Source organism: Pseudoduganella sp. R-34 (assembly GCF_049904655.1).
Classification (GTDB): domain Bacteria; phylum Pseudomonadota; class Gammaproteobacteria; order Burkholderiales; family Burkholderiaceae_D; genus Rugamonas.
In genome coordinates this window covers 5,800,580-5,824,165 of record NZ_CP184572.1, presented here as the reverse complement: position 1 = coordinate 5,824,165, position 23,586 = coordinate 5,800,580, and the positions used below count along the sequence as shown (strand labels likewise).

The window sequence follows — 23,586 nt, the reverse complement described above, 5'->3', positions numbered from 1 at the left end:
TGGTTTATCCATGCTGTATCGACTGATTTCCCTGCTTTGGGCAGCGCTGCTTGCGACGTTGTGCGCAGCGCCCGCCTCGGCCACTTCGATGTACGACACCGTGCTGTCCGCGGGGTTGATGGGTGGTCCCGATTTGTGTGCCGAAGCGCCATGCAGCGACGTGCTGCCTGCCGCAACGGTGTTTTCCAAGCGCAAAGGCGCCCCGGCCTACGTCGAAGGCTACGCGCTGGAGCAGGGCAAGCAGAAGATGGTGGGCTATGTGTTCCTGTCCACCGATGTGGTGGACATTCCGGCTTACTCTGGCAAGCCGGTCGTCACCCTGATCGGCATGGATACCAAAGGTTTGATTACCGGGGTGCGTATCCTGAAGCACTCCGAACCGATTTTGTTGGCGGGCATTCCCGAAACTGTGCTGACCAAGTTCGTCAAGCAGTACTTCGGCAAGCCCGGCGACGCCAAGCTGGAACTCGGCCTTGGACGTGATGGTGGTGATCTTGATGCGATCAGCGGGGCCACCGTTACTGCCATAGCCGAGAACCAGACCATTGCGCAAAGCGCGTATGAGATTGGCAAGCAGGTGGGCATCTTCAAGGGGATGGTCAAACCGCGCGCCCATTTCACGCCGCTGCGCGAACGTCTGGACTGGGCCGCGCTCGTCAAGGAGGGCGCGGTCCAGCACCTGCGGGTGGAAAGCGCGGATGTCGGCCTGCCCTCCGGCGGCAAGCCCCACATGGACCTGCATTTCGGCTACCTGAACGTGCCGACCGTCGGCGCCAGCCTGCTGGGCGAGCGCAATTATGCGCGCCTGATGCAGGACCTGAAGGAGGACGAGCACGCGATCTTCATCATCGGCACCGGCCTGGAATCGTTCAAGGGTTCCGGCTTTGTGCGCGGCGGCATCTATGACCGCATCCAGGTGCGCCAGGATACCGACCGCTTCACCTTCCGAGATACCGATTACCTGAACCTGTATCACCTTGAGCCGGCCGATGCGCCGGAGTACTCGGAATCGGCGATCTTCATCGTCCGTTCAGCAAACTTCAACCCTGCGTGGCCGTGGCAACTGAGCCTGCTGGCCAACAAGCTGGACATGCAGACGCACACCAAGGTGTTCGTGCACTTTGACGAAGAATACTGGACGCCGGCGCGCTACCTGGAAGGCGGTCGCCCGAAAGTCGAGCGTCCGGTGCCGGCCTGGAAGGCCGCCTGGCTGGCGCGCAAGGGCGAACTTACGCTGTTCGTGCTGGCGCTGCTGGCCACTGCAGGCCTGTACTCGCAACGCGACCGGCTGGTGCGCGCCTCCAGCCGCAAGAGCAAGCCGCTGATCAGCATTCCGCGCACCATCCTGTGGGTAATCGCGGTCGGATTCTTCGGCCTGTACCTGAAGGCGCAGCCGTCGATTACGCAGGTGATGACCTGGTTCCATTCCCTGGTCTATCAGTGGAAGTGGGAACTGTTCCTGTCCGACCCGTTCATCTTTATCTTCTGGTGGTTCATGGTGGTCACCGTGGTGCTGTGGGGGCGCGGGCTGTTCTGCGGCTGGCTGTGCCCTTTCGGTTCGCTTCAGCATCTGGCGTACAAGCTTGGCACGCTGATCGGGCTGGGCCGTTTCCAGGGACTGCTGCCGAAGCGCGTGCACGACAAGCTCAAATGGGTGAAGTACGGCGTGTTCGCGGTGCTGGTTGGCGTGTCCTTCTACTCGATGGAGCTGGCCGAGCACCTGGCCGAGATCGAGCCGTTCAAAACCACCTTCCTGGTGGGCGTGCTGAATCGCGGCTGGCCCTTTGCTGCCTTCGTGGCGGTCATCCTCGGCATTTCGATCCTGAGCGAGCGGCCTTACTGCAAGTACATCTGCCCGCTTGGCGCCGGCCTGGCCGTGCCAAGCTTCTTCCGCCTGTTCGGCTTGAAGCGCAAGCAGGAGTGCGTGACCTGCACTGCTTGCGCCAAGGGCTGCGGTTCCCACGCTATCGATGCGCAGGGCCGCATCGACCAGAAGGAATGCCTGCTGTGCCTGGACTGCATGGTGATGTACTACGACGACCATGCCTGCCCGCTGCTGGCCAAGGAGCGCAAGACACGCGAGAAGAATGGCCAGCCGCTGACGCCTATCGATGAACGCGGCTACTTTATTTCGCTGGATGCGGTTCGCAGTGAGCTGAAAAGGAAGGCAGGGTAAAACCATGAGTGTCCTCAGGGTTTGCGCGGCCGCTCTGGCCGCGACCATCACCGCGATGCTGGCCTGCGCCTCGGCAGGCGTGCACGCGGCCGTGCTCCAGGTCCGCGCCGGCGAATCGGTCGCCGCTGCCGTCGGCCAGGCACACCCCGGCGACACGATCCAGGTCATGGCCGGTACTTACAGGGAACGCATCCTGATCGACAAGCCGTTGCGCCTGGAGGGCGTGGGCAAGCCGACTATCGCCGCTGGCTACGAGGGCGACGTGATTCGCGTCAAATCGGCTGACGTGTCAATCCGTGGCCTGATCGTGCGCGACAGCGGCACCGACCTCGGTTCGCAGAATGCCGGCATTTACGTGATGCCAGGCTCGCACCGCATCGTGATCGCCAACTGCGACCTGGTCACCAACCTGTTCGGCATCTGGCTCGAACAGTCTCGCGGCGCCGTCCTGCAAGGCAACCTGGTTACCGGCCGCCGCGACCTGATGTCGCAGATGCGCGGCAACGGCATCCAGGTCTACAACACCGACGACACACAGGTCATCGACAACACGATCAGCTATGTGCGCGACGGGATTTACGTCGACTACTCGCGCCGCGCCACATTTCGTGGCAATACCGTGCACCACGTGCGCTACGGAACGCACTATATGAACACCCACAACAGCTCCTGGGAAGGCAACACCGTGTACCAGAGCCGCGCCGGGCTGGCGTTGATGGAAGTGCGCAACCTCACAGTGCGCAACAACGTCGCCTGGGGCAACGAAGACCACGGCATCATGCTGCGCACGATCCAGGATTCCGTCATCGAGAACAACGTTGTCGCCGGCAATGGGCGCGGCTTCTTTATCTACGATGCCGAATTCAATATCCTGCGCGGCAACCTGGTGATCGGCAACCGCACCGGGGTGCACCTGACGGCCGGTTCGAGCAATAACACTGTGGATGGAAACGACTTTATCAACAATGCGGAGCAGGTCAAGTTCGTCGCTTCCAAGGATGTCGAATGGGGCCGCAACAAGGGCAATTACTGGAGCAATTACAGCGGCTGGGACCAGGATAACGACGGCAACGGCGATGTGCTGTACCAGGCCAACGACGTGGTCGACCGCCTGCACTGGCAATACCCGCTGCTCAAGCTCCTGCTGAGCAGCCCCGCCGTACAAACGCTGCGCTTCGTGTCGCGGCAATTCCCCTTGCTGCGCGCACCGAGCGTGATCGACAAGCACGCCCGCATGCAGCCCTGGAACACCGATTGGAGAAAATGGCATGGACGACAAGCTGATTGACTTGCGCGCCGTGGGCAAGCGCTATGGAGCGCTGCAGGCGGTCGACGGCGTCGACCTGTCCGTGGGACGCGGCCGCATGCTGGGCCTGATCGGGCATAACGGCGCCGGAAAAAGCACCCTGTTCAAGATGATGCTTGGCTTGCTGGAACCGAGTTTCGGCGAAGTGCGCATCTGCGGCGTGCGGACAAGTGACGGCGCGTTTCGCGACGTGCGGCGGCGTATCGGCTACCTGCCGGAGAGCTTCGTTGCCTACGACAACCTGACCGGCATGGAACTGCTGCACCTGTTCGCCGACCTGAAAAAAGTCGCGCGCAGTGCCTGCGGCAATGTGCTGGAGAGGGTCGGGCTGTCTGCAGCGGCGGACCGCCGCGTCGGCGGATATTCCAAGGGCATGCGCCAGCGACTTGGCTTCGCCCAGCTCCTGCTCGGGGCGCCGGAACTGGTATTCCTCGACGAACCGACCAATGGGCTCGATCCGGACGGCATCCACGATTTCTACCGTATCCTGCACCAGCTGCGCGAGGAGGGCGCGACCATCATCATTACCTCGCACATCCTGGCTGAAATCCAGGAGCGGGTCGACGAGCTGGTGATCCTGAGCGGGGGCCGCATCGCGGCGCAAGGCACGCTGGCGCAGTTGCGCGCCGGAGCGGCCATGCCTGCAGAAATACGGCTGGTGGCGCGCGCCGGCGGCACCAGCCGCGTGATTGCCGCGCTGCGTGGACACCAGGTGCGCGTGGAGCGCGATTGCATTCGCGTTCCCTGCGCGCCACGGCAGAAAATCCAGATGCTGCAGCTGATTTCCACGCTCAGCGACTCCATCGATGACGTGGCGATCCACGAACCGTCGCTGGAAGACCTGTTCTTCGGGATGGGAGGCCGTCATGCACGCGCGGCTTGACTGGTCGGCGGCGGCCACCATCGCCTCGCGTGAGTTCCGTGACCGCCTGCGTAACCGCTGGGTGCTGGCGGTGGCGCTGGTGTTTGCGGTGTTTGCGCTGGCCATTGCCTGGTTTGGCATGGCGCAGCAGGGCAGCGTGGGATACCGCGGCATCGACGTCACCATTGTCAGCCTGTCCAGCCTTGTCACCTATCTGGTGCCGCTGATTGCGCTGCTCCTTGGCTACGACGCGATCGTCGGCGAGCGTGAACGCGGTTCGCTGGAGTTGCTGCTGTCGCTGCCGATTACGCGCTTTGAACTCCTGCTCGGAAAATTTGCCGGCCTGGCGGCAGCGCTGGCTGCATCGACAGCCCTGGGCTTCGGCGTGGCGTTGCTGGCGCTCTCCAACCAGCTCGATGCGCGCGACGCCATGCATTTCCTCGGCTTCGCCGGCAGCGCCATTCTTTTGGGACTGGCATTCCTCAGCATGTCGCTGTGCCTGTCGGTGCTGGCGCACAACCGCATCCGCGCCAGCGGCGTGGCCATCGGCCTGTGGTTCCTGTTCGTGCTGGTGTTCGACATGGTGCTGATGGGGGTGCTGGTGCTGTCGCAGGGAGCCCTGGACAGCAGCGTGTTCGGCGCCTTGCTGATGCTCAATCCCGCAGACGTGTTCCGCCTGCTGAACATCTTCAGCTCCGAGCAGGTGCAGGGCCTGTATGGCCTGGCCACCGTGATGCCGGAGCATATGACCAGTCCGGGCCTGCTGGCTGGCGTGATGCTGGCCTGGATCGCAGTTCCCTTCGCCATTGCAACGTGGAGGTTCAAATGAAGTTCAAGCGAAATGCCGCCGCCATGGTGGTGGTCCTGATGCTGGCTGCCTGCGGCGATGCCGCCCGCTCGCTGGCGGCCGGCGAGCCGGCGGACGACGCAGCTTGCGCGCTGGACGGCATGAGCCTCAAGGACTATCCGGGCCCCAAGGCGCAAATCGTGTTCAAGGACGGCCATATCGACTATTTCTGCAGCCTGTCCGAGCTGTTTGAGGTGCTGTTCGGCGAAGATGGCCAGCGCGGCTTAGGCGCCAGCTACGTGCAGGACATGGGCAAGGCCGACTGGAACAAGCCGCGCGGCCACTGGATCGAAGCCCGCAACGCATTCTTTGTAATCGACAGCCGCGCGCGGGGCGCCATGGGACCGACTATCGGCACCTTTGCCAGCAAGGAGGATGCGCAAGCGTTCGCAGCACGCGAAGGCGGCCGCGTGCTCGATTACAGCCAGGTCAAGCCGGACGTGCTCAAGCTGGGCACCAAGCCTGCCCACGACGCGCGTGATGACTCAATGCGCTGAAGTTTTTTACCCACCAACCAAGAGGAAGACAAGCATGAAAACATTTACCAAGCTGACCGTCGCTATCGCTGCCGCCGTACTGGCGCCTGCGGTCATGGCCGCCGCACCTGCCAAGGGCGCCGGCGTCAACGGCGAGAAGATTTATTCGGCCAACTGCGCCTCCTGCCACGCCGCCGGTGTGCTGGGAGCGCCTAAGGTCGGCGACAAGGCCGCCTGGGGCCCGCGTGTCAAGCAGGGCAAGGAAGTGCTGTACACCCACGGCCTGAACGGCTTCAAGATGATGCCTCCAAAAGGCGGCAATCCTGGCCTGAAAGACGACGAGGTGAAGGCCGCCATCGACTTCATGGCCAAGAGCTGATGATGCAGCGCCGGCGGCTGTTGGCTTGCGCCGTGCTGCTGCCCTTGCTGGCGGCCTGCACGGCCAGGGATGAGGTGCACCATGTGCAGGGGCATGTGTTCGGCACGCAGGTGGAGGTCAGCATTTACGGGCCTTCCGAAGCGGAGGCGCGCGAGCAGGGCGCGGCCGTGTTGCGCGAGTTCGACCGCCTGCACCACAAGTACCACGCCTGGCAACCGAGCCAGCTCACGGCGCTGAACGATGCTATCGCCCGCGGCGAGTCTTTCGACGCAGACGAGGAAATGGTGGGGCTGTTGCGCTCCGCAGCCGAACTGTCGGCGCGCTCCGGCGATACGTTCAACCCCGCAATCGGGCGGCTGATCCGGTTGTGGGGTTTCCAGAAGAACGATATTACGGCTGGCGGCCCGCCGGCAGAAGAAGTCGACAGGCTGGTGAAGGCCAATCCGCGCATGGCGGACCTGCATTTCGACGGCAACCGCATTACCAGCAGCAACCGCGCCGTCATGCTGGACCTGGGCGGCTACGCCAAGGGCTATGCGTTGGACCGTGCGGCGCAAATCCTGCGCCGGGCCAACGTCAAAGCGGCGCTGGTCAATGTTGGCGGCAACGCGATTGCACTCGGCCAGCCTGGCTCGCGGCCATGGATGGTCGGCATCCGCAATCCGCGCGGGCCGGAGATGGTGGCGCGCGTGGCCCTGCATGACAATGAGGCGATCGGCACCAGCGGCGACTATGAGCGCTACTTCATGAAGGATGGCAAGCGCCATGCCCACATCATCGACGCACGCACTGGGCAGACGGTGGACCTGGTGGCATCGGTGACCATCATCACCTCCGGTGGGGCCGATGCCGGCTTGCGTTCGGATGGTAACTCCAAGCCGCTGTTCGTTGTCGGCCCGCAGGGCTGGTGCGGCATGGCGCAACGGCTCGATCTCAAGGAAGCCATGCTGATCGACGCGCAGGGCGAGGTGTATGCTACGCCTGCCATGATGGCACGCACTGACCAGGGAAACGGAAATGGGAAATCTGTACGAGGATGCACTGCCGCCCGCAACGGGTGAGCGCTTTGATACGCTGCTGTCGCACAAGGGGCTGGTGATCGAGCGCATCGTCAGCACGTCGAAAATCGAATCCCAGGAATACGTACAGGAGCAGGACGAATGGGTGATCTTGCTGACCGGAGAGGCCATGCTTGAAGTTGCGGGGCGCAAGGTGCCGTTGAGGGCTGGCGACTACCTGTTCCTGCCGGCGCGCACCGCGCACACGGTGAAGAAGGTGTCCGATGGCGCCTTATGGCTCGCGGTGCACCTGCATGGCCGCGGCGCGTGACAAAGCGCGCATCTTTTACCGATTTTATTTGCTACTCTTGGTCACTTTATTTTCGGAGCCAAGAGAATGCAACCGACGCAGCAGCAGGAAGCGATAGAGGAGTTCTGGCAGCATATTTCGCATTGCGACCACGTGGTGCAAATGTACGAAACCGAAGAATCGTTCCTCGATACGCTGGAGGCTTTTGTCGTGGAGGGATTCCGCAGCAACGACGCCATCGTCATTATTGCCACCCCGGAGCACCGGGCAGCGCTGGCCCAGCGCCTGGAACGCAACGGCATCAGCGTCAGCGCTGCTGCCTCGAGCGGCCAGTACATCGTTCGCGATGCCCGCGCCTGCCTGGCGCGCTTCATGTTTGATGGCTGGCCTGCCGAATCGCGTTTCATTGCAATGGTAGAGGAATTGCTCGCCAAGGCGCGTGAAAAGCACCCGACGGTGCGCGCCTTCGGCGAAATGGTGGCCTTGCTGTGGGAAGAAAAGCTGTATCGCGCCACCATGCGGCTGGAACATATGTGGACGCAATTGTGCCAGCGCGAATCGTTCCCGCTGTTCTGCGCCTACCCGAAGGCCAGCTTCGATGCCGGCGACCCGGCGATCTGCCGCGAAGTGCACAACGCGCATACGAGGGCCTGCCCGCCGCTATAATGGGGCGATGAAAATCGTCCTGGTCACTTTCGGCTGCCTGTTCATGGTCCTCGCGGTCCTGGGCGTGTTCCTGCCGCTGCTGCCCACCACGCCCTTCCTGTTGCTGGCGTCGGCCTGTTTCGCGCGCAGTTCGGACAGATTGCACAACTGGCTGCGCAACCACGGCCGCTTTGGCCGCTACCTGCGGGACTACGAGGACGGCCGCGGCATCCCCCTGCGCGGCAAGGTCCTGGCCATGGCGATGATGTGGCCGTCGATGTTTTATTCGATGTACAGGGTGCCTTTCCTTTCGTTGAAAGTCATGCTGTTCCTGGTTGCCTGCGGCGTGACGATTTACCTGTTGCGCCTTCCCACCTCCCGCCCGCTGGATGAATAAGAAAAGTTTGATTGCCGCTGCAGCCGCGTTGCTGCTGTCCCATGCCGCCTTCGCCGCACGCTGGGAAGTGATTGCGGGAGCGCCCAGTGCCTTGCGCAGCGAGAAGCTGGAGACGCCGCGTGGCATCGCGGTGGGGAGCGACGACACCATCTATTTCACAGATGGCGCATCGGTTCGGGCATTGATGCCGGATGGCAGGCTGGCGACCCTGCCGGGGCGCTTCATTGCCCCGGCAGGACTGGCGGCGGCGAGCGATGGCACGCTGTACGTGGCCGATGCCGGCAACCATGCGGTAAAGGCGATCTCGCCGGCCGGCGAGGTGCGCACGGTCGCGGGCCAGGCCGGTACTGCCGGACGCAATGACGGCAAGGGTATCGCAGCACGCTTCGACCATCCGGCCGGGCTGGCGCTCGATGCAGCGGGTGGCCTTCTGGTGGCCGATGCCGGCAATAGCGCGTTGCGGCGCATCGGCGTCGACGGCGTGGTCAGCACGATGGCCCAGGGGTTGCCGTTTCAGCCGCAAGGCATTGCGCTTGACGCAAGCGGGGGGATCGTGTTGTCCGACGCAGCCGGCGCCTTGCGCATCGATAGGCAAGGAAAATGGCAGCCGCTCGGCACGCAATCGGGGGCGTCGACCGACCAAGGACAGGCGCAGACGCAGCAGGGGAACGCCACTGAGCGCGTCTCCGTCAGCGTGATCGCGGCGGTGCGCGGCGCTGCCGAGAAAGCGGTACGCGAAGCAAAAGAGGCGCGGCCGGCCGATGCCGAGCACGATGCAGGTGTCGTGGCGGGGGCGCTGGACGAATGCCAGCGCGGCAAATGCCTGCGTCGCTATTCAGCCCCGAGCATGCCGACTGCCGACAAGGCGCGCGCGGTGCCGGCCGGGCAGTTGGCTGCGGATTCCCAGGGCCGGCTGCTGGCGACGTCGCCTGCCACCGGCACCATCTACCGCATCGAACATAACGGCCTGATTGTGCCCTTGCTGGGCACCGGCGACGTAACCGGCGAATTGTCAGGCGTTGTGCGCGATCGCGAGGGCGCCCTGAACGTGCTGCTGGCCGAGCGGCTGGCGGCCATGCGCTGGGACGCCAGCGGCCAGCAGCAGCCATTTGCGCTGCAATACGCTGCCTCGCTGAACCGCGATGGCCCGGCAATGCAGGCGCGTTTCGGCGATATTACCCAGCTTGCAGTAGGGCGCGACGGCGGGCTTTATGTGCTGGACGGCGACCAGTTGCGCCGCATCGACAAGGAGGGCATTGTGCGTACCTTGCTGGAGGCGGGCAGTTTCCGCAAGTTGCGCGAATCCCATGCGGCAGCCCAAGTGGACTTGCACGGCTCTATGGTTGCACGGCCCAGCACCGGCGTGTTTGTGACCGCCAATGGCGGGCTGGCCGGAGTGAGTGCGGAAGGCCTGATCTCCCTGGTTAGCGGGCCGCCTGGCATGACGCCCGAGCAGACCGGTTTCATGCCTGCGCTGAAACGCATCTGGGCTTATGTCGCCCAGGATGCGGAACCCTTCATGTTGCCCGGCCTGGGCCAGCACCGCATCGCGTCGGATGCCAGCGGCCAGGCCTGGTATTGCGCCGATAACGTGCTGTGGCGCATTCGACCCCGCGGCGTCGCGCGCAAGATCGAGCTGCGGGCAGGTGATGGTTGCGGCGATGTGCTGGTGGCCCCCAGCGACGCCGTCTTCATGCTGCACGGCCATTACATCACCCGCGTCGGCGCCGACGGCTACCAATGGCTGGCGGCGGGCAGCCGCGAACGGAAAGGCAGCGGAAATGGAACAGGATTGCTGGCGCGCTTCCGCAACATTACGCACGCGGCGGCTGATGCTGCCAACAACATCTACCTGATCGATGATGGGATGCTGCGCAAGATATCGGCGGACGGCGAAGTTGGCACCGAAGGGAAAGGCTTGCCGGAAGACGCAGGCAAACTGCGCGCCCTTGCCATAGACAGGAAGGGCGCGCTATACGTGGCGACTCAGCACACGATCATGAAGCTGAAGCCCTGATTCATGGCTGCCAGTTGACGTTCACCGTCGCCGTGCCGCTGGCCGGCGTGGTGAAGGTATGGTTGCTGCCGCCCTCCCACACGGTGGGGTTGGCGCTCTTCTTCAGGAACTTGTAGCTCACCGTTGTGCCGGCCGGCACGCTGACATCGGTGTACCAGTTCGGATAGCTGTAGACCACCTGGTTGAACAGCGGGCCAAGCGGCGCGGTGGCGCTCCAGTTGGCGAGTTCGAACTTATCCCCGGTCAGGTAGACGTTTTCCCCCGGCGAAGTGGTAGCGTTGCCCACCACGAAGCGCACCGTCACTTGCGGGCCGCTGAGGATTTCGAAGTTATCCCAGCTATCGCTGGTGACCGCGCCAGCCGTGACCACGCTCACGCCGCTCATGCCCGCGGCCACGCTCGGCACCAGCACCTTGATCTGCGTGTCTTCCCACGACAGGATGTTGGCGCCGCTGACCACCGTGCTGCCGAACTTCACCGTGCCTTTGGTGGCGCCGAAGCCGCGGCCGTCGACGGTGATGGTCTTGCCGGGCATCGACATGTTCGGACCGACGTGGCCCAGTTTTGGCGAAGCCACCGTGGCAGTGTACTGCCAGACAGCGATGGCGCCGGCTGCCAGCGTGAAATTGCTGACCGCACCGTTGGCCCCGACGGTGATGTTGTTGCCATTGAAGCCAAGCCCATTCAGCACGTCGGTATAGCTGCCTGCCGGCAGTCCGGCGATGAAGCCGCTGATCGACGTCGCCGTGGAGAGGTTGCGGTTGATCGCAACCACGGCGACGTTATTGCCAAAATTGCGCTCATAGATCAGCACGTCGTTGTTGACCCAGCGCTGCTGCGTCGTGCCGTAGGCGATGGCCGGATTGGATTTGCGCAGAGGGGCCAGGCGGGCCACCAGGCCGTACGCAGGCGTGGTGGTGGCGAAAGACGTCATCATTGCGCGGTTGTCCGGATCGCCGGTACCTTGCATGTACTGCTCTGTGCCGTAGTAGATGGCAGGCACGCCGCGCGAGGTCAAGGTAAAGGCCAGCGCCTGTTCCAGCTTGCGGCCGCTGGCGCCCGCCACCTGGAAGCGCGGCATGTCGTGGTTGTCGATGAAGGTGACCTGGTCGCCCACGTGCGAGTACTGGCCGGCGGTATCGCTCACCATCTGGTTCAGCGACGTCATGTTCGCCGAACCGTCCTTGAAGACCTGGCGCACTTTCTGAGCGAACTGGAAGTCCAGCAGGCTCATGCCGCTGCGGTTGGCGAAGTAGTGGTTGGCCGGATCGACCTCGTTTTCGCTCAGGTACCACTCGCCGAAGGTGAACACCGGCTTGTAGCCCTGGATATAGGACATCAGGCTCTTTTGCCAGCCGAAGGGCATGTGCTTGACCGCGTCCATGCGAATGCCGTCGATGCCCAGGTCCAGCCACACCTTGATGGCAGCCTTCATGTAGGCGTCCACGGTGGCGCTGTTATGGTTCAGGTCGGCCAGGTCGAAGAGGTTGCGGTAGATGCCGCTCTCCAGCGTGGAGAAATCGGTGCCGCCATTGTGGTGGAAGTAGCCGTTCGGGTCGGAACCGTAACCGGCCAGCAGGGCGCCGTTGTCATACAGCTTGCCGTTCTCGCCGAAGCTTGTATCGGTGGCCGAGGCAGGCGATGTATGGTTGGGCGCGAAATCGATGATCACCTTGATGTTGCGGGCATGGGCCGCGTTGATCATGTTGGTGAAATCGGTCATGGTGCCGAAGGCCGGGTTGGCGCGCTTGAAGTCGCGCGCCCAGTAGCCGTGGTACGCGGTGCTGTTGGTGCCGGAGTAGTTCAGCACTGCCGTGATGTTTTCCACCGGCTGCGAAATCCAGATGGCGGTGATGCCCATGCCGGTCAGGTAGCCGTCCTCGATCTTGTTCTGGATGCCTTTCCAGTCGCCGCCGCAGAACAGCTTTTTCTGCGTGCAGCCGGAGCTGAAGGCGGCGCCGGTGGGGTTGTTCGCGCTGTTGCCGTCCGCCAGGCGGTCGGTCACGATCTGATAGATCACGTCCGTGTTGAAGCCTTGCTTGTTGCCGACTGCGGTATCCGGGGCGGCCTGCCCGTTGAGGGCGAAAGCGGCCAGGATTGCCGCGAACACTTTGTTGCGTTGAGTCTCCATAGTCCTTCCTTTCTTTGTTTTGGTTGACAAAGTATGGAGTAGTTTGACTACGCACACGCTTGCTATGTGGCGTAAACGCAGCAAAATCCGCGATTAAATTGAAGTATTTTGACTACAAAGAATCCTGTAGTCGGCGCCCCAGCCGCTTGCCGAGTGCAAGCAGAGTGAGGGTGGGCGGCAAGCCCCAGGGGGCGGGCAGGACGGAGGCGTCGCAGACGTAAAGGCCCGCAGTGGAGGTACGCAAATCGTTGTCGACAGCGGCCGGGCTGCCGCTCCCAACTGCCAGCGCACTGCCGGGATGGGCGGCGAAATGCCAGCTCTGGAATACATGGCGCGCACTGGCCTGGGCCAGGATGCGCCGTGCCAGCGCGGTACCGCGCTTGAAGCGTTCGCGGTCGGCGGCCTGCAGCGTTTTGTCGACCCAGTGCGGGCCGATGCCGCCACCGGCAAGGTCGCGGATCTTGACCATGATGCTGAGCGTGCGGCGGTGCGCGAACAATCGGTCTATGCGGCCGACCTGCAGCGCGAAGGCCTGGTACATCGGCTTGGGCAGGGTCAGGTCGGCAAGTGACAAGCCTTCTTCCGGCAACGCCATGCCGGCGGTCATCGGCACTTCGGCGCCGCCGTCGATGTCGTCGACGACGCCCATCACCGCCACGACGGGATCGCTGATGAAGGGCAGGCTGCGCGGCGCCAGTCCTGAGGCATGCAGCAGGCGCGGACTGCCGATGCCGCCGCCAGCCAGGATGACTACGCTGGCATGGGCCGTGAGGACTGCCCCGTCGCGCGTGTATTCGATGCCGACGGCGCGGCCTCGATCGAGCAGCACGCGCCGGACCGGCGCATGGTCCAGGATATGCGCGCCGCGCAGGCGCGCCTCGTCCAGCAGGTCACGCGCAGTCCACTTGGCGCCATAGGGGCAGCCGTAGACGCATCGCCAGCAGCCGCTGCGGCAGATGGCGGGGCGGATCATTTTGTCGAGTTTCTGCCAAGGGAGACCGGAGGCCAGCGCGGCCTGCATGATGCGTTGCGCCATGGGGCCCAGCAATTCATCGGGCAACTGGCCTATCGGCAGTTCGGCGCGGCATTCCGCCAGCGAAGGAGCCAGGTCAATGCCCAGCGCTGCAAAGCGTTCCAGCGGCGGGGCCGCCGCCGTGGCGAAATTCAGCGTGGAGCTGCCGCCGGTAGCCAGTCCGCGCACCAGTAGCGATGCATCGCGGTGGAAGAACGCTCCCTTGCCTGGAATGGCGCCGATCCCCGTCATTTGCGCCAGCGTGCCCTTTAGTGGCGCGCCGCTGCCCTGTTCCAATACCAATACGCGCTGGCCATGCCGCGCAAGCGTATGCGCGACGCTGGCGCCGCCAGGGCCACTGCCGACAACGATAGCGTCATAGCGTTGAAGGGTTGGTCCCTTTGCCATGATGGATCTCCTGTTCCATATCGAACGTGCAGGCCAATGTCGTGGCGACAATGGTGTTGTCAAATTATATCGACAACGTTATCGATTGGCGGAGGGATAGGCAGGACGGAGGAGGGGAGCCGTGCCGCACGCGAACAGGTGCGGCACGAAGGGAAGGGACTTGGACGATCAGCGGGTTTGCTTGTCGTGCTTCTGGTGATGGATTGCGGCGCTATTGCGGTCAGCCTCGCGCTGCAGTTTGTGGCGCTCTTTGCGGGTGATTTTTCCGTCGGCCTTGGCCATCGCTTCGTCGTTTGCCAGCTTGGCTTCGCGCGCTTCCAGGTGCTGTGCTTCCTTGGCGGTCAACTGGCCGGATTCGATGCCTTGGGCGATGCGGGCTTGCTGGTGCTCTTCGCGCTTGTCCAGGTTCGGGGTGGACTGGGCGAAGGCAGGCAGGACAAATGCCGATACCAGGACGGCGGCGAACAGCTTGGTGGTTTTCATGGCGTTCCCTTTCTTTGGTTGGTTATCGCGAAGCGCGTGGCTGCAGTATAGGGTGGGTGCGGCCCGCAAAAAACATCGCGCCATGTAATCGGTGTAAGCATTTGCAACCGTTTTGTTAATGAACATCGGGGCGCAGGTGCTGCATCAGGTCTTTCAGCGCACCCTGCGACAAGCCGTCCAGCTCCGGAGAGCGGCGGTCGATTTCATTGGCCAGGTCGGCCAGCAGCCAATCCATTTCGTCCAGCATGGCGCGCAATTCCGCCAGTACTTCGGGGTCGCCCTGCATCATGGCCAGCATGCTGGTCATGTCGTCCGGGTTGAAGCCGGCCTGCAGTACCAGCGAACGGACCGATGCCATGCGCTCGAACAGGAATTCCATCGGCGAGCCGGGAGCGTCGGCGGCGGGGCGCTGCTGCAGCATTGCCCGCAAGTCGAACCAGGCATGAAGTAATTCCGACAGATGATTCAGTCGCTCCGATGGATCGCCGGAGGGGGCGGTTTCAGCCGGGTGATTGGACTGCGGTTGCAGCAGGTCGCGCAGGATTGCCAGCACATCGCCATCGAAGCGCGGCTTGTTAATCCGGTACAGCATTTCCAGGCGCTGCATGTCAAGGCGGCGCAGTACGGTTTCGGTGACATCGGCGGCGGCAACGATGCGCGCCAGCCGGTCGACCTGGGCGCCACGCAGGGCGTTGGGGTAGCCGCTACCGTCCAGCCGTTCATGGTGCTGCAGCACGGCCTTGCTCGCGGCGGCGGGGAAGCCGGGCAAATCCTTGAGCAGAACGTAGCCGGTCACGGGATGCACGTGCACGAAGCGGCGTTCCTCCGCCGTGACATGGTGCGCCTGGTCGAGAATGCGCGGGTCGGTGTGCATCTCGCCGAAGTCGTGGCACAGGGCTGCTAGCAGCACGGCAGGCAAGTCGCCCACTGGAACACCCATGCGCTGGGCGCAGGCGAAGGCGATGATGGCGGTACGCAGCGTGTGCTCGAACACGTCCTTGTGCTTGTCCGCCATGACGGTCAGGCGCAATTCGATGGTCGAGTGCAGGCGCAGGTTGGCGGTGCAGTGCTTAAGCTGGCGCGGGTCGCCGGCTCGCGCCAGGAGTTGGCGGTAAATCGTGTCGTGTTCGAGGATGCGGTCGAACTCGATCGCCAGCGTGGCGGCGTCGACGGCCTTGTCGGAAGAGAGCACCTGGTCGAGCGGGGCGGAGAGCTTGTAGCGGGTGAGTTTTTCGAACTGCTTGCTGTCGATGCGGGCGCCCTTGGCCAAAATCTTGGTGCCGTTGCTGGCGTAGATGTCTTCGCTGGCAATGACGTCGCGCGTATCCCCCATCTCGGTGACCGAGCGTATAAAATGCGGGCTCTCGCCGGGAATATCCGTCAATTGCATATCGCTAGCCATATTGTCCACCTTGGGGTAAGGAACAACTGTGGACATTCTCGCAGAAAAAAAAAGCCCCGCACTAGGCGGGGCCGGAAGCAGAGGCGGAGAGACGCCTTTGAAACACCTTAGAACTTGTAGCGCAGGCCGGCCAGGAATTCGCGGCCGGTCACGTTGTTCACCACCACGCTGTTGCGCGCGCGGCTCACGAACTGGTCGTTTTCTTCGTTGGTCAGGTTCACGCCTTCCAGCGTGAGTTCCAGCTTGTCGTTGACTTTGTACGACACGGACATGTCCACGTTCAGCGACTTGTTCTTGCCTTCCACGTCGTTGTTGTTCTGGCCCGGCACGCGGGTCACGAACGAGGAACGGGAGGAAGCCGAAATGCGGGCACTGAGCTTGCCGTTGTCGTAGTACAGGGTGGCGTTCCAGGAACGCGGCGACAGGTTGAGCAGGTCGTCGGTGATGCGGGTGTCGCTGGTTGGCGAAACCACATACTCGATCTTCGACTTCACGTGGGTGTAGTTCAGCAGCGCGCCGAAGTCCTTGCCCCATGCCGGCAGGAAGGTGAACGGCTGCTGGTAATTCAGCTCGAAGCCTTTCAGCTTGCCGCCATCGGTGTTGATCGGAGCCGTTACCTGGAAAACTTCTTCGCCGGTGAAGTTGGCTGGCAGCAGCGACATGGGCAGTCCGGTGTCCTTGTACGCCATATTGGTGCGCAGGGACTGGATGTAGGTGCTGATGTTCTTCTGGAACAGACCCAGGCCGACAAAGGCGTTCTTGCCGAAGTAGTATTCGAGGCTGGTGTCGAAGGTCTTGGCACGGAAGGGCTTGAGCAGCGGATTGCCAGTGGTGATGCTTGGCGTGCCGGTGGTGGCGATGGTGCCGCCCGGCGACAGGTTGTTCAGCTGCGGACGGGTCATGACCTTGGCCGCGGCAAAGCGGGCGATCAAATCCGGCGTCAGCGTGGCAGCGATGTTCAGGGACGGCAGGATGTCAGAGTATTCATTGTTGACGGTAACCGCAGTGCCGCCACCTGCAGCCTGGTAGCCGGTTGCAGAAAGCTCGGTCTTTACGTAGCGCGCGCCAAAATTGCCGCGCAGCGGAACGCTGCCCAGCTCCGTCTTGAACTCGCCCATGAGGTAGAAGCCTTTGTCTTCCTCGTTGACAGAGCGGTTGTTGCCGCGCGCATTGCCGTTGGTGATGGAGGACAGGGTGAAGTCGCCGGGACCGCCGGCAGGGCCGCTCTTGATGCAATTGCAGTAGATGTCGTAGGCCTTGGCGATGGCGTTCAGGTCGGGAATCAGCCAGGTGGTATAGGTCCCGGCCGGAAGGTTCTGCCCCTTGCCGAAGCCGCTCACGGTGGTCGTCAGGTTGCCGGAGCCGGCCGGCGGCGCGAAGATCGTGTCGTTCTGGTTCACGCGGCGCGACTCGTAGGAATCGAAGTCGTATTTCTTGCGATTCAGGCCGCCCTTGACGGTCAGCGCGTCCGACGCCTCCCAGGCCAGGTCCACGGTCGCCGTGTCGTTACGGTTGTTGGCGCCTTGCGGGCGGATGCGGATTTCGCTGCTCGTGGTATTTGGAATGGTGGTCGGCTGGGTGCCGCTGGCCACTTGCGGCACGCCGACGATTCCCATGCTGCCGCCGGCTGCCGGGTCGAACGGCAGCGAGATGATCGGATGGCGGTCGTCCTGGCGGAAGTCGATCGTGTAGCCGTTCACGTTCAGCGCATCAAGCGTGGTGGTGGTTTGCACCGGATTGCGGAACTTCGAGGTCGCGCGGCCGACGCGCGCCTGCAGTTGCAGGGTATCGGTCAGGCGCTGGTCGAGGGTCAGCGTCGGTTGGGTAAAGGTGGTGGACAGCTCGTCGTAGCGCGACTCGGCGCGCATGTCGACGCCGTTGAACTTACCGTACAACAGGTTGCCGTTTGGCGCGTACTGCGCTTCCACAACCGAGGTTTGCGGCTTGCCGCCCTGGCTGGCGGAGCGGCTGAACGAAATCGCTTCCAGGAAGTCTTCCTGGCGCGTTGCATCGAGCTTCGCATACAGCATGTCGAAGGTGACCAGCGAGCCTTGCATCGGGCGCCACTGCACGGAACCAGTGAGGCCGACGCGGTCCTGGTCGTGGGTCAGGCGGCCATAGCGCGGCAGGCGCGGATGGAAGTTGTCGGCGCTGCTGGCCAGGTTGTAGGCGTCGGTCGCCGCTTGCGAAGCGGGCAGGCGCGGTACTCCTTGGGCAGCAGGGCCGCAGGTGGCTGCGGTGGAGTTGGCTGGATTGGCCGCCACGCCTCGCGGCGCGCACCAGCCGCCGCTCGATGGTCCGTTATCCCAGCGCACAGTGGAGAAGCCTTCCTCCAGCAACTGCCGCTTGGAGAAGGCGCCGGACAGCAGAACGCCTACCTTGCGGTCAGCGAAGGTGTCGGACAGCAGGAAGGCCACACGCGGGTCGGTCTTCTTCGACAGGTCGTTGTACTTGCCCTTGGCCGTGATGGTGGCGTTGAAGCCTTTCAGGTCGAAGGGGCGCATGGTTTGCAGGTCGACGGTGGCGCCCAGCGAGCCTTCATCCACGTCGGCGGAAGAGCTCTTGCGCACGGTCAGCGACGAGAACAGTTCGGAGGCGAATACGTTGAAGTCGAAGCCGCGCGAGCGGTTGGTGCCGCCGGAGCTGTCGGTGCCGCCGGTAGTGGCCAGCGCTTCCAGGCCGTTGATGCGCACGCGGGTGAAGTCCTGGCCCAGGCCGCGCACGGTGATGCTGCGGCCCTCGCCCGCGTCGCGGTCGATCACCACGCCTGGCACGCGCTGCAGCGATTCGGCCAGGTTGGTGTCGGGGAATTTGCCCATGTCTTCGGCCTTGATGACGTCGACGATGCCGTTGTCCTCGCGCTTCTTGTTCAGCGCCGATTCCAGCGCGGCGCGCAGGCCGGTGACTACGACTTTCATTTCCGGTTCCGCGGCCGGCGCGGCCGGTGCGGTGGCCTGTGCGTGGGCGAGGCCCATGGCCAGCGCGGTGACTGAGTAAGTGCCGACGAGGCGCAGCGCGAACTTGCGCAAAGCCTCGGTTTGATCCGTGAACTTCATGCCATCTCCTGGTTATTATTGCAGCCGGCTCTTGTAAGTGGTCAGGCCGGTTGCGCTATTTTATGCTAAGAATTTTGCAAGGTGGTCAGTCCAAATGTATTTATTTGCAAAATTGGCCTGTCCAGATCAGGCGTCGGCGGAAAACTCCCCGCTATAGCGCTTTCCGCCTATGGTGACGTTGTCGAGAACCAGTGCGCGGACGTTGTGCAGAAGCCACGGTTGCCCGGCATTGTGTGGGGTGCCGAAGTCGCAGTCGCGGATTCTCACGCGCGCGATCGGCGGAATTGCCGCGCCGGCGGGGCCGTTGTAGCTGCTGGCGACAGGACCCAGCATCACGATCGCCTGGTAGCAGGAGACCTTGCCATTGGGCGTGTCGACGTTGCCCACCTTGAGGCCGGAGATCTCGATGTCCGACACTTCGGGCGGGCGCGTGCGCACCACGTCGTCGGCCGGGGCGTAATCGCAGTCGAAGGTGATCACGGCGCCGGCGCCTGACGCGACCGGACCGGACGGCCTGGTGGTGCCGGGCAGCGGCTTGTAGAAGCCCGGGCTGGTCTGCACGCCGTTCGGCAGCGTGCAGTCGCGGACGTAGAGGTGGCGCAGGAAGCCGCCGCGGTTCATATTGGTTTTCAGGCGGATGGCGGTGTTGAGCGCGTCGCTGGCCCAGTGCAGGTTCCTGAATTCGATCTGCTCGGCGTAGACGTGCTCAATGCCGCCGGCCATTTCGCTGCCCAGCGTGACGCCGCCATGGCCGCTGTTCATCACGCAGTGGCGGATCAGGATGTTGCGGGTGGGGCCGTAGTGGGTGTCCCTGTTCTTGCCGGCCTTGATGGCGATGCAGTCGTCGCCGTTATTGAAGGTGCAGCCTTCCACCAGCACGCCGTCGCAGGCTTCCGGATCGAAGCCATCGCTGTTCGGGCCCAGGCTTTCCATGTTCACGTCCTTGAAGTGGACGTTGCGGCTGGCGACCGGGTGGTGCACCCAGAACGGGGCGCCGACGATCTGGTAGCCCTGGAGCAGGACGTTCTCGCATTCGATCAGTTCGACCATGCAGGGACGCAGGAAGTGGCCGTGGCCGAACACGCGCTGATCGGCGGGGACATTGGACTCGGAGAGCACGGGCAGGTAGCGCGCGTCGCTCTGCCAGCGATTGCCTGAACCTTGAATCAGGATGCGCTCTCCGGGCGCGCGTTGCACCGGCGCGGCGTTGTTCGGATTGATGGCTGTTTCAGTGCGTTCGCGTGCAGGCTTGCCACGGCCTTTCCAGTCCCACCAGCATTCGCTCGGATTGTTCTCGAAAGGGGCGCCGCCTTGGCCGTCCAGCACGGAGGTCCAGTCTTCGCCGGTGAGAGCGATGTTCCTCTGGCCGTGGGCATACACCAGCGGGGAGAAGTTCAGGCAATCGTTGCCTTGCCAGCGGCTGCGAACCAGCTTGCCGTTCTTGCCGCAGTCGATGTCGCCGTATTTCGCGTAATCGTCCGGATTGGCGCTGAACACCAGGCGCGCGCCTTTTGCCAGGTGCACGTGGACGTTGGAGCGCAGCACCAGCGGGCCTTTGATGTACCACGCGCCTTCTGGAATGACAACGCGCCCGCCGCCGGCCTGGTGCGCGGCGGCGATTGCAGCGGTGATGGCAGGGTAGCAGTCATGACTGCCTTTTGCCGGCGTTTGCAGCGTGCCCGGTTCGAGCGATGCGACCTGGCCTTGCACGGAAACCAGCTTGCATGGCTTGGCGCCGAATTCCGTCACCAGGAAATCCTGCTTGCGAAAGGCGATCGGCGTGGCAAACCGCGCGGCGATTTCCCTTGCGCGCAGCCATGGGTCGCCGCCCGCCGGGTCACTGGCGGCGGCATTCGCCACGGCCGCCGCGAAACGTGCCAGCGCTGGCTGCGAAGCGATCAATGCCCCGCCGGCGACCGCTGCACGGAGCAAGGCGCGGCGAGCGGATACAGCTGGGCTCGTGTCACTCTTGGGGCCTGACCCCAGGGTGTGACACGGGCTCGGCTGGGTGGTGCGGTGCGGGCCGCTCATTTGCTTGCCGCCAGGGCGGTGCGCACGGGGTTGGCGGCGCGGGCGGCGGCGTTGGCGACGTAGGCTTCCCATTGCTCGCGGGTGGTGATTTCGCCGGCGCGGCTCCAGGCGCCGCCGGCGTAGTAGCGCAGTGGCTTGCCGGCGCTTGCCGGGGCGAGGATCAGTTCATTCAGGGCGTCTTCAGCGAAGCCTTGCGCCGCCGGCACGACGACGGCGGTGCCGAAGGCGCCGTTGCTGGCTTGCTCGACCCATTGCAGCAGCACCTTGCCTTCGCGCCTGGTGGCGATTTGAGGGGTCTGGCCCTTGTCGCTTGGGGTCTTGTTCAGGCCTACGGCAACGGGCAGCGGCTTGTCGCCTGCATAGCTGAAGGTGGACTCGATCATGTCCAGCTGCTGGCCGGCGTCGACGGTGAAGCGCTTGGTTTCCGTCACCGGCAGACCGGCGGCGTCCCATGCGGCGTAGGACAGCTCGAAGATGGAACGTACCGGGCCGTTGGCCAGAACTTTCCAGCTTGCGTAGTTGGTGGATACGTACAGTTTTCCGCCGTCCCACACACCGGTACCGCCGGCGCCGCGCGAGCGGCCGACGTTGTACATGTCCATGCCTTCGCCTTCGTCATGGTGGTAGTGGTCGTGGCCCTTGTTGTACCAGCGATCGACAATCGGATAAGGCACGCGCTTGAACCACAGGTCCAGGCCGGAGGTCACCAGCACCTCCTTCACGACGCCCGCCGGAGCGGGAGCAGCCAGCGCGGGACCGTAGGTGCGGTGGCCGATCTTGTCGTTCTCCCAGCCGAAATCGTCGAGGCGTTCGGGGACGTAGCGGGCAAAGGTTTGCGCCGCGAATACGGGCGCTACGCTGTCGATTTTTTCAACCGTGTAAGTGGCGGACTTTTCGCCGGCCTTGAAGCTGTGCTGGAAAATCAGCTCGCCGTAAGCGGTGCCGACGTTCTGCGGGTCTTTCGCCTGCGGCGCGACATTGGTGACCTGGTGCGGCACCACGCGGCCGGAGGCATCGCGCACGGCGATTTTCTGGACCAGGGCGTGCGGCAGGGCCTTGTTCACTTCCGACCAGGGGACGGTCACCGTTTCCGAGGGGCGTGCGATATCGAGGTCGTGCTGCAGCGTGATGGTCAGGCGTTCCGCTGCGCTGGCGGCAATCGCGGGCAGGGCGGCGGCCAGTGCGGCAAGGATGCGGGTGGTCTTCATGGCTGCTCCTCAGTGGTGTTCGCGGTAGTCGGTCTGGCCGCCTTTCGGCAGGTAGTGATAGGTGCGGACGCGGTACTGGATGTCGAGCTTGGGATTGGTGACCAGCTTGATCATTTCGGCTCCGGCCAGCAGCACGGGGCCGTAGCCATGCAGGGCGTGCTTGCTGGTTGGCCGGTTGTAGTAGTACACCATGTCGCCGGCCAGGGTGGTGCCGACGCAGGTGCCTTCCACTTCGCCCTGGCCGGTGATTTTCGTCTGCAGCCCGGCCCAGCCGGCTTGTGCGATGGAGCCGTATGGTGCAGGCGAGATCCAGCCCTGGTTGACGGCGTGGGCGATCACGTAGGTGAAGATGGCCGACGCCGAGGTCTCGAGGTAGGAGTCGTTACGGTCGATCATCTGGTGCCACAGGCCGCTGCCGGACTGGCGTTCCGCAATGCCTTGCAGCGACAGGCGCAGTTGCGCCAGCACTTTCGGATAGCCCGGGTGGTCTTTCGGCAGTACGTCGAGCAGGTCGGACATGGCCAGCACCGCCCAGCCGTTGGCGCGCGACCAGTAGAAGTTCGGCGCGTCGTTCATGCCGGCGTGCCAGCCGTGCGTGTACAGCTTGGACTGCGGGTTGAACAGGTAGTCCGCCATGTTGAGCACATTGTTCACGGCGTCGTCGAAATAGGCGCGCTTGCCGGTCATGCGGCCCATTTCGGCCAGCGCCGGCACGCCCATGTACAGGTCGTCGCCCCACAGCGATTCGGCTTGCGGGCGCTTGCGGGCCAGGGTGCCGTCCTTCAGGCGATACTGCTTGTTGGCGACCCAGTCGCTGCACGTGGCGATCATGTCCGCCAGGTCGGGGCCGACCTTGGCGGCGCGGGCGCGCATCAGGGCTGCGCACATCGAGCCGGAATCATCGAGCGAGCGCGGGTCGAGGAAGCGCGAGAAGCTGTTGCCGCGCTCCAGCTTGAACTGCTTTTCCTGGGCGGCGAAGTAGGGCCTGGTCTGTTTGAAGAAGTTGAGGTGGCGCTCGGTCATGGCGAGAAAGCTGCGGTCGCCGGTCGCTTCGGCCGCGCGCAGCAGGCCGGAATGCACCACGCCCATTTCGTACACCTGGATGCCGAAGTCGCCCTTGCTCGGCTCGAAGATCGCGTCGGCCACAGGGGTTTTCAGGTCGGTGATTGTTTCGCCGGTCTTTTTGCTGACGATGCGGGTCGGCGTCACGCTGTCCATGTAGCCTCGTACTTTCTGCAGCGTGCCGGTGATTTCGGCGACGGTCGGCATCTTGTACGGGACCGGGTAGCTGCCTTCACCGGCGTCGTTCGGATTTTTGTTGTCGGTATTGCGGTAAGGACCTTCCGCGTGGGCAGGGCTGAGGGCGAAGAGGCAGGCCAGGGCGGCTGCCAGCAGGGACGATGTCGGCTTCATGGGTCTCCGTGCGACGTTTTAAGTGTGGT

19 protein-coding genes are annotated in these 23,586 nt (G+C 63.7%); 11 read left to right on the top strand and 8 right to left on the bottom strand.

Annotated elements, in window-relative coordinates:
- Positions 1 to 10 precede the first annotated feature (10 nt).
- From ACN9MW_RS26745 to ACN9MW_RS26695, 11 genes are all read left to right on the top strand, one after another.
- The gene (locus tag ACN9MW_RS26745) at positions 11 to 2,176 is read left to right on the top strand and encodes a 4Fe-4S binding protein (RefSeq protein ID WP_426164606.1); all 2,166 of its coding nucleotides are present in this window, start codon (positions 11 to 13) and stop codon (positions 2,174 to 2,176) included.
- Between the two features lie 4 nt (positions 2,177 to 2,180).
- Complete coding sequence (locus tag ACN9MW_RS26740) at positions 2,181 to 3,464, top strand: nitrous oxide reductase family maturation protein NosD (RefSeq protein WP_426164604.1); 1,284 nt, start codon at positions 2,181 to 2,183, stop codon at positions 3,462 to 3,464.
- Entirely contained in the window at positions 3,445 to 4,365 is a 921-nt protein-coding gene (locus ACN9MW_RS26735) for an ABC transporter ATP-binding protein (protein WP_426164602.1), read from the top strand. Before ACN9MW_RS26740 ends, ACN9MW_RS26735 begins: the two co-directional genes overlap by 20 nt.
- A complete protein-coding gene (locus ACN9MW_RS26730; protein ID WP_426164600.1) occupies positions 4,349 to 5,173 on the top strand; it encodes an ABC transporter permease in 825 nt (274 codons plus the stop codon). Before ACN9MW_RS26735 ends, ACN9MW_RS26730 begins: the two co-directional genes overlap by 17 nt.
- Positions 5,170 to 5,688 (top strand): nitrous oxide reductase accessory protein NosL, encoded by a 519-nt coding sequence (locus tag ACN9MW_RS26725; protein WP_426164598.1) that lies wholly within the window; start codon positions 5,170 to 5,172, stop codon positions 5,686 to 5,688. Before ACN9MW_RS26730 ends, ACN9MW_RS26725 begins: the two co-directional genes overlap by 4 nt.
- A 34-nt stretch (positions 5,689 to 5,722) precedes the next feature.
- The gene (locus ACN9MW_RS26720) at positions 5,723 to 6,046 is read left to right on the top strand and encodes a c-type cytochrome (protein ID WP_426164596.1); all 324 of its coding nucleotides are present in this window, start codon (positions 5,723 to 5,725) and stop codon (positions 6,044 to 6,046) included.
- The gene (locus ACN9MW_RS26715; protein WP_426164594.1) at positions 6,046 to 7,107 is read left to right on the top strand and encodes an FAD:protein FMN transferase; all 1,062 of its coding nucleotides are present in this window, start codon (positions 6,046 to 6,048) and stop codon (positions 7,105 to 7,107) included. The genes ACN9MW_RS26720 and ACN9MW_RS26715 overlap by 1 nt, the downstream gene beginning before the upstream one ends.
- On the top strand, positions 7,064 to 7,375 hold the full coding sequence (locus tag ACN9MW_RS26710) for a cupin domain-containing protein (RefSeq protein ID WP_426164592.1): 312 nt from the start codon (positions 7,064 to 7,066) through the stop codon (positions 7,373 to 7,375). Before ACN9MW_RS26715 ends, ACN9MW_RS26710 begins: the two co-directional genes overlap by 44 nt.
- Before the next feature lie 66 nt (positions 7,376 to 7,441).
- Entirely contained in the window at positions 7,442 to 8,020 is a 579-nt protein-coding gene (locus tag ACN9MW_RS26705) for an MEDS domain-containing protein (RefSeq protein WP_426164590.1), read from the top strand.
- A 7-nt stretch (positions 8,021 to 8,027) separates the two neighbouring features.
- Positions 8,028 to 8,396: a YbaN family protein gene (locus tag ACN9MW_RS26700; protein ID WP_426164588.1), complete on the top strand. Its 369-nt coding sequence runs from the start codon at positions 8,028 to 8,030 to the stop codon at positions 8,394 to 8,396.
- Positions 8,389 to 10,413, top strand: a complete 2,025-nt coding sequence (locus tag ACN9MW_RS26695; RefSeq protein WP_426164586.1) for a hypothetical protein — start codon at positions 8,389 to 8,391, stop codon at positions 10,411 to 10,413. Before ACN9MW_RS26700 ends, ACN9MW_RS26695 begins: the two co-directional genes overlap by 8 nt.
- A 1-nt stretch (position 10,414) precedes the next feature.
- Here ACN9MW_RS26695 and ACN9MW_RS26690 read toward each other — a convergent pair whose 3' ends face one another.
- The 8 genes from ACN9MW_RS26690 to ACN9MW_RS26655 form a co-directional block, all read right to left on the bottom strand.
- Positions 10,415 to 12,544, bottom strand: a complete 2,130-nt coding sequence (locus ACN9MW_RS26690; RefSeq protein WP_426164584.1) for an alpha-amylase family glycosyl hydrolase — start codon at positions 12,542 to 12,544, stop codon at positions 10,415 to 10,417.
- Between the two features lie 112 nt (positions 12,545 to 12,656).
- Positions 12,657 to 13,964, bottom strand: coding sequence for an FAD-dependent oxidoreductase (locus ACN9MW_RS26685; RefSeq protein WP_426164582.1), 1,308 nt, complete (start codon positions 13,962 to 13,964; stop codon positions 12,657 to 12,659).
- A 168-nt stretch (positions 13,965 to 14,132) separates the two neighbouring features.
- Positions 14,133 to 14,447: a hypothetical protein gene (locus tag ACN9MW_RS26680; protein ID WP_426164580.1), complete on the bottom strand. Its 315-nt coding sequence runs from the start codon at positions 14,445 to 14,447 to the stop codon at positions 14,133 to 14,135.
- Between the two features lie 115 nt (positions 14,448 to 14,562).
- A complete protein-coding gene (locus tag ACN9MW_RS26675) occupies positions 14,563 to 15,849 on the bottom strand; it encodes an HD-GYP domain-containing protein (RefSeq protein ID WP_426164578.1) in 1,287 nt (428 codons plus the stop codon).
- Between the two features lie 107 nt (positions 15,850 to 15,956).
- Positions 15,957 to 18,905 (bottom strand): TonB-dependent receptor, encoded by a 2,949-nt coding sequence (locus tag ACN9MW_RS26670; protein ID WP_426164576.1) that lies wholly within the window; start codon positions 18,903 to 18,905, stop codon positions 15,957 to 15,959.
- Between the two features lie 126 nt (positions 18,906 to 19,031).
- On the bottom strand, positions 19,032 to 20,936 hold the full coding sequence (locus ACN9MW_RS26665) for a glycoside hydrolase family 28 protein (protein ID WP_426164574.1): 1,905 nt from the start codon (positions 20,934 to 20,936) through the stop codon (positions 19,032 to 19,034).
- Positions 20,933 to 22,144: a DUF4861 family protein gene (locus ACN9MW_RS26660; protein ID WP_426164572.1), complete on the bottom strand. Its 1,212-nt coding sequence runs from the start codon at positions 22,142 to 22,144 to the stop codon at positions 20,933 to 20,935. Before ACN9MW_RS26660 ends, ACN9MW_RS26665 begins: the two co-directional genes overlap by 4 nt.
- A gap of 9 nt (positions 22,145 to 22,153) precedes the next feature.
- The gene (locus tag ACN9MW_RS26655) at positions 22,154 to 23,557 is read right to left on the bottom strand and encodes a glycoside hydrolase family 88/105 protein (RefSeq protein ID WP_426164570.1); all 1,404 of its coding nucleotides are present in this window, start codon (positions 23,555 to 23,557) and stop codon (positions 22,154 to 22,156) included.
- Between the last annotated feature and the right edge of the window lie 29 nt (positions 23,558 to 23,586).